Origin of the sequence: Atribacter sp. (assembly GCF_035418125.1) — a bacterium.
Taxonomy (GTDB): domain Bacteria; phylum Atribacterota; class Atribacteria; order Atribacterales; family Atribacteraceae; genus Atribacter; species Atribacter allofermentans.
Window position 1 is genome coordinate 1 of the sequence record NZ_DAOLQM010000043.1, and the last position, 11494, is coordinate 11494.

An 11494-nucleotide genomic window follows, 5' to 3' on the forward strand; every position below is an offset into this window, starting at 1 on the left:
TATGTGATCAAAAAAAGATTCTTTGGATACCTGGTATTTTACTTGACGAAAGAGCCCAAGTTCAGGAAAATAGCAAAAGCATTTTTATTGTCTCGATGAGGACAGGTAAGAGGTGAAAAAATGAATGATTTTATCGATAAAATTTTAATTTCTCAAGAAGAAATCCAGAGTCGAGTAAAACAATTGGCTCAACAAATAAGCCAAGATTATGTTGATAAGGAAATTCGTGCTATTGGGATACTTCGTGGTGCTTTTATTTTTATGTCAGATTTAATACGGAATATTTCTGTCCCTTTAAGTGTTGACTTTATGTCAATATCAAGTTATGGAGATGACAGTGAATCAGGTGGAGTAATACGGATATTAAAAGATCTGGATAAACCAATTCACAATAAACACGTTCTTATTATTGAAGATATTGTTGATACCGGTCTTACTCTGCAACATCTGAAAGATGTCCTCACTATAAGAGAACCGGCGAGCTTAAAAGTATGTGCACTCTTAGATAAGCAAGAAAGACGAATTGTTAAGAATTTAGAAGTTGAATATACCGGTTTTGTTATTCCAGACCAATTTGTGGTTGGGTATGGTTTAGATTTTGCTGAAAAATATCGTAATTATCCTTTTATTTTTGTGTTGAAGCCAAAATATTATCAAACGGTTTGATGTGTTACAATAATTTTAAAATCAGTTTATTTGAATGCATCCATATAAAGCTTTCTAAATATATTTTAGAAAATGACAAAAGGAGAATATTTATCATGTTTCTTTGTCGGATTAATCAGAGGAGGATGAAAAAATAAGTGAAACTGAATAATACCCCTGGTGGGAAATTTTACAGAAACATGGGATTTTATCTCTTGTTTCTTATCATAGTAGTTTCATTAGTAACCTCCTTCATGCAACAGGAAATACCACCTCAAGCTTTTACTTATACCGAGTTTATTGACTTGGTTAAAGGAAATGAGGTTGAGAGCGTTACTATTATGGATAAAAATATATTAGGCCATCTCAAAGATGGAACGAATTTTACAACCTATGCTCCTGAAGATCCTCAATTGATTGAAATCCTACGAAATCAAAATGTTAATATTGATGCCAAACCGCCTACCGAACCGTCATGGTGGTCAAGGATTCTTGGATCCCTATTGCCAACGGCATTGCTGATCATTGTTTGGATATTTTTACTTCAACAATTTCAAGGTGGTGGAAGCAAAGTAACCTCTTTTTCAAAGAGCCATGCTCGAATGGTAGATTCAGAAAAAGTGAAGGTTACCTTTGATGATGTTGCGGGTATTGAAGAGGTAAAAGAAGAATTAAGTGAAGTGGTTGATTTTCTAAAAAATCCGCGTAAATTCCAGAAATTAGGAGCTCGAATCCCCCGTGGTGTATTGTTATACGGACCACCAGGTACAGGAAAGACTCTTTTGGCCAAGGCAGTTGCTGGTGAAGCAGGAGTTCCTTTTTTTAGTATCAGTGGTTCTGATTTTGTTGAAATGTTTGTTGGAGTTGGTGCAGCACGGGTTCGAGATTTGTTTGGAAATGCCAAACGGAACGCTCCTTGTATAATTTTTGTTGATGAACTGGATGCTGTAGGACGACATCGGGGTGCTGGTTTAGGGGGAGGACACGATGAAAGGGAACAAACATTGAATCAGCTTTTGGTTGAAATGGATGGCTTTGACCCAAATCAAGGAGTTATACTGATTGCTGCCACTAACCGACCTGACATTCTCGATCCGGCTCTTCTCAGACCCGGCCGTTTCGATAGAAGGATCGCCGTACCAAGACCTGATGTATTAGGAAGAGAAGCTATCCTAAAAGTGCATACCAAAGGAAAACCCTTAGGGAAGGATATTGATCTTAAGATTTTGGCTCGAAGAACTCCAGGATTTGTTGGAGCTGACCTTGCCAACATGATGAACGAAGCAGCGCTTCTTGCAGCCCGCAAGGGGAAAGATGTAATAGAAATGTCGGATATGGAAGAATCCATTGATAAGGTCATAGCTGGACCAGAAAGGAAAAATGTCATCATTAGCGATAAGGAAAAGAAAGTTGTAGCCTATCATGAGTCTGGTCATGCCTTAGTCGCAAGATTTCTTCCCAATACAGATCCAGTACATAAAATATCCATAATTCCGCGAGGTGGTGCAGCCTTAGGTTATACTTTACAACTTCCCACCGAAGATCGGTATCTTATTAGCAAGCAGGAATTAATGACTCGTTTAGCAGTTCTTTTGGGTGGGCGAGTAGCCGAAGAAATCGTTTTTGAGGATATAACCACTGGTGCTCATGATGATTTACAAAAAGCAACTGAGATAGCCCGAGAGATGGTTTGTGAATATGGTATGAGCGACACCCTGGGACCTTTAACCTTAGGACGTCGGCATAAGGAAGTATTTTTAGGGAAGGATATTGCTGAAGACCGAAATTACAGTGAAGAAGTTGCCTTTACCATCGATAAAGAGGTCAGAAGCATTATTGACAGTGCTTATGAACAAGCTCGGAAACTAATCATTGATAATCGTGATAAACTAGATAAACTCACAGCAATTTTGTTGGAAAAGGAAGTCTTAGAGAGAGAAGAAATTGATAAAATTTTAGATATAAACGGGAATGAAATTCCTGAATTCTCGTCAGAAGAAGATAAAAATAAACAAGCTGCAGCTGAACAATTATTATCAGATTTTCCTTCGAACCAGGAAGGGAGGATTAATACAAAATGAAGAGTAATACCCTTCGGGTTGGGTTAACCGGGGTTGCCTCAGCTATTGTTGGTAAAGAAAATACCGCCGATAAGTTCGAAAAAGAAATGGTGCCGGCATTTGCAACTCCTATGTTGGTATCGCTCATGGATAACGCTGCTTTTTATGCAGTCAAGAATCATCTTTCTGATGGTTATGAAAGTGTTGGGACCCGGATCAGTATTTCTCATATTGCTGCGACTCCACCAGGTATGAAAGTAACTGCTCGGGCAACTTTGGTTGAAATTTATAGAAACCGATTAGTTTTTGAAGCCGAAGCTTTTGATGAAATCGAAAAAATTGGTGAAGGAAAATTAGAGCGATTTGTGGTTAGAAGAGACAGTTTTTTAAAGAAACTTGATCAAAAAACTCGAATGACATCAAAGTCATAGATTATGATTCAATACTTAAAAGAGCAATATAATGAAATGGTGATGTGTAAATGCGTCAATTTGCAGTATTTGGTTTAGGTATATTTGGGAAAAATATAGCATTAGCACTCTATCAACAAGGTTTTATGGTATTGGCTGTCGATATTGAAGAGGCACCGGTAAGAGACCTAGCAAGTAAGGTGAGCGAAGTTGTCCAAGCTGATACTACTGATGAAAAGGTTTTAGAGGCGCTCGGAATTAGAAATTTCGATGTTGCTATAGTCAGTATTGGAAATGACATACAATCCAGTGTCCTCACCACTTTAGCCTTGAAGGATATGGGAGTACCATTTATTGTAGCTCGAGCTATTAATGAAAATCATGGAAAAATTCTTAGCAAAGTTGGTGCTGACCGCGTTATTTTCCCGGAAAAAGATATGGCGATTAAAGTTGCCAAAACTCTGACCTTTCAAAATGCTATTCGAACTGAAGAACTTTTTCCAGGCTACAATATTGTTGAATCAAAACTTCCTGCGGTTTTGGCAAATACGACTTTGAGTAAATCACAATTAAGAAACCGATTTGGTGTTACTATTTTGGCAATCAGAAGGACAGATGAATATATCGTTTCTCCTGCCGCCAGTGAAATATTGAACAAAAATGATATCATCTATGTCCTCGGGGATGAACAACAACTAAAGAAGTTTTTCCGTGAATTAGCATCAGAACGATCTGACAATGGGGGATCTTAATGAAAGCGCAAGTTGAATGTTTTTGTTGTAATATTCGACAAACCCAAGAAGCTGTGGAAAAAGCAGGGAAAGACCAACAATTTGTTTGGCGAGTATTACAAAGAGTTTCCAAAAATTATGCTCAAGCCGATCCAGAATGGACGCCAGCTTTTATGACAACCATAGCTCATCGTATTGCACAAGAAATGGTTGGCATTGAAGATATCTTTTACGAGGAGAAAAGATATTATAATCAGATGGCCTTGGAGCTTTATCCTCAATTAAAAAAATATGTGGAACAAAGTAAAAATCGCTTAGAAACTGCATTACGAATTGCAATTGCTGGTAATATAATAGATTTGGGTGTTTACAAAGAAGTCAAAGTTAATGAAATTCTCTATCAAATAGAACATACTCCCTGGGGAATTTATGACTGGGATGATTTTCAAGCTGATTTGGAATCTTCAAAAATTCTTCTCTATATTGGTGATAATGCTGGTGAAGTCGTGTTTGACCGAGTTTTTTTAGAAGAAATAAATCAAGGGAGAAAAATTTATTTTATTGTTAAAGAAAGGCCGATTTCCAATGATGCCCTAAGGGAAGACGCTATAGAAGCTGGGATAGATAAAGTCGCAACAATTTTAACCACCGGTCAGGGTGAAATTGGGATTGACATTGAACGATCTCCTCAGAACGTACAAGAGATATGGCGTAAAGCTGATTGTATTTTATCGAAAGGACAAGGAAATTTCGAAACTCTGAGCGATCGATCAGAGGGTATCTATTTTCTTTTAAAGGCAAAGTGTGAGGCGGTATCTCGAGAACTGGGAGTAGAACAGGGAGCACTTATTTTAAAGAAAAATAAGAAATTAGAAGAGAGATAATTTCATAACGGAGTTTTCAACTATCTATCTTTATTTTCTTTACCATCTTCCTATATTGTAAATAATATTAATTATTTACCACTAGCTAAAATAATTATTAGTCATTATCATATATATAGCATTTATATAGAAAAACGGGCTTTTTGTTTGCAAAAATTAACTTTTCATGTAAAAATAGTGAAGAAGTTTTTGAATTAACATACTGGGTTAAAAAATGCCCAATCCCATACTGTCAAGGAGATCGTCAAAAGGTGACCATAACATATGTTCAAGCCTGTGGCGGGATAGTAAGGAAAATCGAAGGGCAAAACCAATATATACTCCTCATTAGAAAAAAGAACTCCCCGTTATGGACGCTTCCCAAGGGCCATCAGGAAAACGATGAGTCGGAACAAGAAACTGCAATTCGTGAAGTACAAGAAGAAACCGGCTATTGTTGTAGAATTGAAAAAAAAGCCGGTGAAATACAATTCCAATACCAAAAAAATGATCAGAACTTCTGTGAAAGAGTTAATTATTTTATCATGATACCGAAAAATAACCTAAACGCTTTTGATACTGGAGAAGTCGAAGAAGTTCACTGGGCAGAAATTAGAGAAGCTCAAAGTCTCCTTTTTTATCAAAATGAAAAAAATCTTATTCAAAATATAATCCAGAAAAAGATTTAAAATATAAATAATAACTGAGAAAGGGGGAAAATGAGAAAGTATTGAAAAAAATGTATACAGTACTTGAATTTTTCGGTAAAATATTGTAAAAGGAGGGGGAATGTTGGTTTCCCCGGGGTCACAGGGAAACGGATCCCCAAAAATAGCAGTTCAATGCGGACTAAGGAGGTAGGCAAATGGAGCTTCTCAAGATCTCTTCCAAAACAAGACCAGCAGCATTAGCGGGGGCTCTGGCAGGGGTAATAAGGGAACATGGGAAGGCAGAGATGCAGGCTGTTGGAGCAGGAGCGGTTAATCAGGCGGTAAAAGCGATAGCTATTGCTAGGGGTTATCTTGCACCAAGCGGTGTAGATCTGGTTTGTATTCCAGCCTTTGTTGATGTTAAAATTGATGACAATGAGAAAACTGCAATAAGATTCATAGTTCTTCCTGGATAGGGGAAATCAGAATTCAAATTAAAAGGAGGTAAGTGGAGGGATGAATAAACAAGAGTTAGTAAATGTATTATCTGAAAACATTAACAAAAACCGGAAAGACAAAATATCCAAAAAAGATATGGCCATGATAGTTGATAATTTATTTGATTCCATCCAGAAGGAGTTAAAAAAAGGAGGGAAAATTCAACTCGTTGGTTTTGGAACCTTTGGAGTGAAAACCAGAGCTGGGCGGAGGGGTAGAAATCCACAGACTGGAAAAGAGATTCAAATCCCTTCCACAAAGGTACCATTTTTCCGTCCTGGTAAAGTCTTAAAAGAAGTTGTAAAGTAATTTTTTTAGAATTATATTATATTGTGATCAATAAAAAAGAAGGGGCATCGCCCCTTCTTTTTTATTCGTAAAGTATAAAAATCCTTTTAATAATTGAACAAGGAGACCTCGATATGTTATGTGATTATCATATTCATACTCATCGTTGTGGTGACGCTCAAGGTAACTATGAAGAGTACATTGAAAATGCTTTGAAAGTAGGATTAACTGAAATTGGATTTTCAGGCCACTGCCCACAGTATTTTCTACCCAAAGAAGAAAGAACACGCCATTGTGCCATACCCGATGAAGAGTTAGAAATCTATGTAGAAGAAGTCGAATCCCTAAAGACTAAATATAAAGATTCAATTATAATAAAAACCGGATTAGAAGTTGATTACATTCCGGGAAAAGAAAAAGAGGCTTTATCGGTCGTAGATTTCTATAACTGGGATTACCTGCTTTTATCGGTTCATTTTTTAGACGATTGGGCTTTTGATCATCCCAAATATATTCATTATTATGAAAACAGAGATATTAATGAAATCTATCGGTCCTACTATAAGACTTTAATGCAAGGTATTGAGACTGGTTGTTATAATATTGTTGCTCATTTCGATCTGCCGAAAAAATTTCGCTATCAACCAACTGAGACTATTGTTGAAGAAGATCAAGCTATTCAGTTGTGTAAAAAATTTGATATGGTAGTTGAAGTGAACACTGCGGGATATAGAAAACCAATTGGAGAAGCCTATCCGTCAGAAAAAATATTGAGAAAATGTTTTCAAGCTCAAGTTCCTCTTTGTCTTGGTTCCGATGCGCATCGCCCTTATGAGGTAGGGAAAGAATTTGAATCGGCTTTGGATCTAATCAAAAAAGTGGGATATACTCATTTGACACAATTTAATAAAAAAAGAAAAACCTACTATCCCATAGGAAAGGAATAAAAAGACAATATCTTAGGAATTCAATTAAATGAGAGCAAAATGAGTTAGGGAGAGCTTAAAATGAGGATGATTATAACCATGATTTCGATAGTCATCATCGTACCCATCCTCTTTATAAAACTTGCCCGAGATTATCCCCAATCGAGTTTCTTTCGTAATTTTATTTGGATAGTTATTCTCATACTCATTTTCATTTTTTTATCTGCTATAGGAGGGAAAAAAAGTGATTGACCTTTTGACCTCTAACATCGACCTACCAAGAAAAACGAAAATAGTTGCCACCATAGGACCTAGCGTTTCAAATCCAGAAAATATTATGAAGTTAATTCAAGAAGGAGTAGACGTATTTCGTTTAAACTTTTCTCATGGAACTCTTGAAGAACATTTTTCTGTCCTTCAAACCATTCGAAATTATGATTCCCAACAAAAGAAATTTCATGCCGTAATTGGTGATCTTCCCGGTCCGAAACTCAGAATAGGGGAAATACAAGGAGGAGAGACAGAACTTCCTGATGGAGCAGTTATTTATATAATACATTCATCTCTTCCTGGTTCCATGCCGGTAATCACCGTAGATAATGTTGAATTATTTACTCTACTTAAACCGGGGGATATTTTTTTTATTAATGATGGTTTGGTTCGTTTAAGAATTATTTCTAATGATAATTGTACAATTTTATGTAAGGTTGAAAAAGGGGGAGTGATTTCTTCTCGTAAAGGGATCAACATCCCTTATCTTCCCGATAGTTTTCCTTCGTTGACGACTCGAGACCTTCAGATTTTGGAAGCGATCAAGGACTGGGATTTAGATTTTCTTGCCCTTTCCTTTGTTCGAGGAATCAAGGACATTCTCGCCTTACGCAATAGAATTGCTAATTTTTCAAGACCTTTTTCCATTATTGCCAAGATCGAGAAACCACAGGCTTTGAATGAAATCGATGAAATTATTGAAGCATCTGATGGAATAATGATTGCCCGGGGTGACCTCGGGGTTGAGGTACCTGTTGAATCAGTTCCATTTTGGCAGAAAAGGATAATATTTGAATCACGCTGCAGATGCAAACCAGTTATCGTAGCCACACAAATGTTAGATAGTATGATAAGAAATCCAATTCCAACCAGAGCTGAAGTGAGTGATGTTGCTGGTGCAATTTATGATGGAACCGATGCGATCATGTTGTCGGGTGAGACAGCTATAGGTGATTTTCCCATGGAATCGGTACAAACGGCAAGTAAAATTGCCCGATTTACTGAATATTACGCTGATTTCGTTCCTGATGTCCAAAAAATTATGGTCAACAATACTGATTTATCCAGCGCTATCTCTTTTGGAGCCTGGGAAATTGCCCGTAATCTTAAACTTACTGCGGTTGTGACATCAACCTATTCGGGAAGTACAGCCCGGAGAATATCCCGCTTTCGACCGAATATTCCAATACTGGCCTTTTCGCCTCAGTATCACATACTACGCCTATTAAAGCTTTCCTATGGAGTATTTCCTTTTTCAGTGGATTTATGCACTGAACCATCAAAATTAATCGAAGAAATGAAAAGGCTTACTCTTGCTTCTCGTTTTGGAAAAAAAGGCGATAAAATTATTATTACCGCTGGAGTTCCATTACAGAAATCAGGTTTCACCAATTTTCTTCAAGTAGAAGAACTTTAAAATTTAAGACAAAAATTATGAAAATTCAATTACTTTGTAGTATGATTGGTTTAAATAGACTTATTGGAAATACAAATAATTGAGGAATAGGTTCATGGATTTTGTTGCTCTACTTCGTTCATACCCAGTAATTCCTGCTCTACGTTTTGAAGGAAAAAAAACGATAGACTTAACTTTCATTCGACCTGGTGGACCTTGTTTTCTTCTCGATGGCAATATCAATACTATTCAATCAATTCTGGAAAAAATCGAAAAACATTTCTCTACATTTTTTTTACACCTCGATTTATTTTCCGGTCTTTCTCCTGATCATGATGGTTTAATCTTTTTGAAAAATTATTTCCAAGCAATCAACGGAATTATATCGACCCGTTCTCGTACTTTATCTTTAGCAAAAAAACAAGGTTTTATGACAATATTTCGAATTTTCCTTTTAGATAGCGAAAGTTTAAATACTGGATTGAAAGTTGCTTCTCAATTGTCTCCCGATGCAATTGAGATACTACCCGGAATTATATTTCCCTTCATCCAAAAACAAATTCCCATAAAAAGCCTTCCTCCAATTATTTGTGGAGGATTTATTCGAAATCATAAGGAAGTTAAAGCAATTTTACAATCCGGCGCAACAGCCATATCAACCAGCTCACCGGATTTATGGACGATAGAATAAAAGCTTTTATTATAAAAAATCTATTATTTACTTGGTAAAATAAGAAGCAAATATTCATGGTAATTAACTCAATAATATTAGTATTTTTGCAGGAGGAAATAGATGAGCTTAGTGCTGAATAGAGAATTTATATTCCTCATTGTTCAGAATAACCAATCTCTTTTAGACCAGTTAACGATCAAGTTACTTAATTGCTATCCAAAAGCTCGAATTTTTACCGCTTTAAACGAAACCATAGGTCTTGATATTGCTCAAAAGGAAAAACCCGAAATAATATTTTTAGGAATTACTAAATTTGATAATAAGCAACGGCTTTTTTGTCAATCAATCCAAAACCATGAATTAACTAAAAATATACCGATTGTAATACTCCCTTCTGAAAAGTTAAATTTCCAAACCCCACAAAAAGCTTTGGAATTTGAGATAGCTGGATTTCTTAGGTATCCCTATCATAAATATGAGTTGATTGTGCTTGTGAAAACCCTGATGAAAACAATATCCGCCCACTTTAATCAAAATATCGAGAAAAATAATGCCTTGTTTCAATATGAAAAACGCATCCATGAATTGGAAAATGAATTGAATAAAAAGAAACATTCCGAAGAAGAGTTGAAAGAAAATATTGCTAAATATTATTCTTTTTTTGAAAACAGCCTCGATGCAATGTTATTGACCCAACCTGATGGGACAATCTACGCTGCCAATCCCGAAGCTTGTAAAATTTTTGGTTGGACTGAGCAGGAAATTATTAAATTAGGAAGAAATGGTTTGGTCGATGATAAAGATCCACGGCTTCCTCTCTTGTTGAAAGAAAGGAAAGAAAAGGGAAAAGCTAAAGGTGAATTGTTGTTTATCCGAAAAGACGGAAGCTGCTTTCCAGCCGAATTGGCATCAGCTCTATTTTATAATTCCCACCATCAAGAGAGAACCATCGTCATCGTTCGGGATATAACTGAACGCAAAAAGTTTGAGGAAGCCTTAAAAAAGAGCGAAGAAAAATTCCGTCTAATTGCGGAAAATACTGGAGACAACATCACTGTTTTGGATCTTAATTTAAATCTTACCTATGTCAGTCCCTCAATAATGAAGATTCGTGGTTATTCTACTGAAGAAGCCATTCATCAGACTTTAGATCAAATTTTTACTCCTGAATCATTCAAAAAAATAATGCAAATTTTTAAAGTACAAATGGCCTTAGAAGCTAGTGGAAGTGCCGATCCCAAAAGAACCATAAGTTTAGAAGCCGAAGAATACCATAAAAATGGATCGACTATTTGGGTTGAGAATACTATGTCTTTTTTGAGAGATGATAATCAAAAACCCATTGGTATTATTGCGACAACTCGTGATATAACCAAAAGAAAGCAAGCTGAACAGGCATTGAGGGAAAGTGAAGCTTATATCAAAACCATCTTAGACAATCTTCCAATTGGGGTGGCAGTCAATCTTCTTGATTCGAAGGTTTTATTTCATTATATGAATGATAACTTTCCGAAACTTTATCAAACTACACGGGAAGCTATAGAAAAACCGAATTCTTTCTGGGAAGCAGTATACGAAGATCCGGAATTTCGAGAAAAAATAAAAAAGAAAGTAATAAAGGATTGTGCCAGTAATGACCCGCAACGCATGCAATGGAATGACGTTCCTATTGTTCGTCGGGGACAAGAAATAAGATTTATAAATGCCAAAAACACTCCTATTCCAGGGAGACAACTCATAATATCGACCGTTATGGATGTAACCGAACGTAAACGAGCAGAATTAGCCTTGGAAATGAGCAATAAAAAATTACGGAACACATTAGAATCAATGGTTGAAACTATAGCAGAAATTGTAGAAACTAGGGATTATTATACTGCTGGTCATCAGAGAAGAGTAGCTCATCTCGCCCGAGCGATTGCATTTGAATTAGGTTTAGGAATTGATCGGGTTTCTGGCCTTTTTATGGCGAGCGCTATTCATGACATAGGAAAAATAGCAGTGCCAATAGAAATCCTCATTAAACCAACAAAATTGTCTGATTTAGAATTTGGTCTAATAAAAACCCATCCCCAAGCCGGCTA

The 11494-nt window shown here is 36.3% G+C and carries 13 protein-coding genes; all 13 read left to right on the plus strand.

Features of this window, described 5'->3' with window-relative positions; all coding sequences use genetic code 11:
• The first annotated feature begins 120 nt into the window (after positions 1–120).
• Positions 121–666 carry a hypoxanthine phosphoribosyltransferase gene (hpt, locus tag PLK24_RS03910; RefSeq protein WP_324476481.1) on the plus strand — a complete coding sequence of 182 codons (546 nt, stop codon included), beginning with the start codon at positions 121–123 and terminating at the stop codon, positions 664–666.
• 179 nt (positions 667–845) lie between these two features.
• The gene (gene ftsH / locus PLK24_RS03915; RefSeq protein WP_349770653.1) at positions 846–2726 is read left to right on the plus strand and encodes an ATP-dependent zinc metalloprotease FtsH; all 1881 of its coding nucleotides are present in this window, start codon (positions 846–848) and stop codon (positions 2724–2726) included.
• On the plus strand, positions 2723–3136 hold the full coding sequence (locus PLK24_RS03920; protein ID WP_324476484.1) for a thioesterase family protein: 414 nt from the start codon (positions 2723–2725) through the stop codon (positions 3134–3136). The genes ftsH and PLK24_RS03920 overlap by 4 nt, the downstream gene beginning before the upstream one ends.
• Positions 3137–3186: 50 nt before the next feature.
• Positions 3187–3867, plus strand: coding sequence for a potassium channel family protein (locus tag PLK24_RS03925; protein ID WP_324476487.1), 681 nt, complete (start codon positions 3187–3189; stop codon positions 3865–3867).
• Positions 3867–4730, plus strand: a complete 864-nt coding sequence (locus PLK24_RS03930) for a damage-control phosphatase ARMT1 family protein (protein WP_324476489.1) — start codon at positions 3867–3869, stop codon at positions 4728–4730. The genes PLK24_RS03925 and PLK24_RS03930 overlap by 1 nt, the downstream gene beginning before the upstream one ends.
• 251 nt (positions 4731–4981) lie before the next feature.
• Positions 4982–5398 (plus strand): NUDIX hydrolase, encoded by a 417-nt coding sequence (locus PLK24_RS03935; protein ID WP_324476491.1) that lies wholly within the window; start codon positions 4982–4984, stop codon positions 5396–5398.
• A gap of 176 nt (positions 5399–5574) precedes the next feature.
• Positions 5575–5835 (plus strand): stage V sporulation protein S, encoded by a 261-nt coding sequence (locus tag PLK24_RS03940; RefSeq protein WP_218111272.1) that lies wholly within the window; start codon positions 5575–5577, stop codon positions 5833–5835.
• Positions 5836–5875: 40 nt separating this feature from the next.
• The gene (locus PLK24_RS03945; RefSeq protein WP_324476494.1) at positions 5876–6166 is read left to right on the plus strand and encodes an HU family DNA-binding protein; all 291 of its coding nucleotides are present in this window, start codon (positions 5876–5878) and stop codon (positions 6164–6166) included.
• A gap of 113 nt (positions 6167–6279) precedes the next feature.
• A complete protein-coding gene (gene hisJ, locus PLK24_RS03950; protein ID WP_324476496.1) occupies positions 6280–7092 on the plus strand; it encodes a histidinol-phosphatase HisJ in 813 nt (270 codons plus the stop codon).
• A gap of 60 nt (positions 7093–7152) precedes the next feature.
• Positions 7153–7323 (plus strand): hypothetical protein, encoded by a 171-nt coding sequence (locus PLK24_RS03955; RefSeq protein WP_324476498.1) that lies wholly within the window; start codon positions 7153–7155, stop codon positions 7321–7323.
• Entirely contained in the window at positions 7316–8758 is a 1443-nt protein-coding gene (gene pyk, locus PLK24_RS03960) for a pyruvate kinase (RefSeq protein ID WP_324476501.1), read from the plus strand. The genes PLK24_RS03955 and pyk overlap by 8 nt, the downstream gene beginning before the upstream one ends.
• 94 nt (positions 8759–8852) lie before the next feature.
• Positions 8853–9428, plus strand: a complete 576-nt coding sequence (locus PLK24_RS03965) for a glycerol-3-phosphate responsive antiterminator (RefSeq protein ID WP_324476503.1) — start codon at positions 8853–8855, stop codon at positions 9426–9428.
• 102 nt (positions 9429–9530) lie between these two features.
• Positions 9531–11494: PAS domain S-box protein (locus PLK24_RS03970; RefSeq protein ID WP_324476505.1), on the plus strand; the 1964-nt coding region annotated here is incomplete at its 3' end.

Bases quoted from the DNA above. Each gene is read 5' to 3' on its own strand.
- hpt (WP_324476481.1), top strand. From the start codon at position 121: ATGAATGATTTTATCGATAAAATTTTAATTTCTCAAGAAGAAATCCAG.
- ftsH (WP_349770653.1), top strand. From the start codon at position 846: ATGGGATTTTATCTCTTGTTTCTTATCATAGTAGTTTCATTAGTAACC.
- PLK24_RS03920 (WP_324476484.1), top strand. From the start codon at position 2,723: ATGAAGAGTAATACCCTTCGGGTTGGGTTAACCGGGGTTGCCTCAGCT.
- PLK24_RS03925 (WP_324476487.1), top strand. From the start codon at position 3,187: ATGCGTCAATTTGCAGTATTTGGTTTAGGTATATTTGGGAAAAATATA.
- PLK24_RS03930 (WP_324476489.1), top strand. From the start codon at position 3,867: ATGAAAGCGCAAGTTGAATGTTTTTGTTGTAATATTCGACAAACCCAA.
- PLK24_RS03940 (WP_218111272.1), top strand. From the start codon at position 5,575: ATGGAGCTTCTCAAGATCTCTTCCAAAACAAGACCAGCAGCATTAGCG.
- PLK24_RS03945 (WP_324476494.1), top strand. From the start codon at position 5,876: ATGAATAAACAAGAGTTAGTAAATGTATTATCTGAAAACATTAACAAA.
- hisJ (WP_324476496.1), top strand. From the start codon at position 6,280: ATGTTATGTGATTATCATATTCATACTCATCGTTGTGGTGACGCTCAA.
- PLK24_RS03955 (WP_324476498.1), top strand. From the start codon at position 7,153: ATGAGGATGATTATAACCATGATTTCGATAGTCATCATCGTACCCATC.
- PLK24_RS03965 (WP_324476503.1), top strand. From the start codon at position 8,853: ATGGATTTTGTTGCTCTACTTCGTTCATACCCAGTAATTCCTGCTCTA.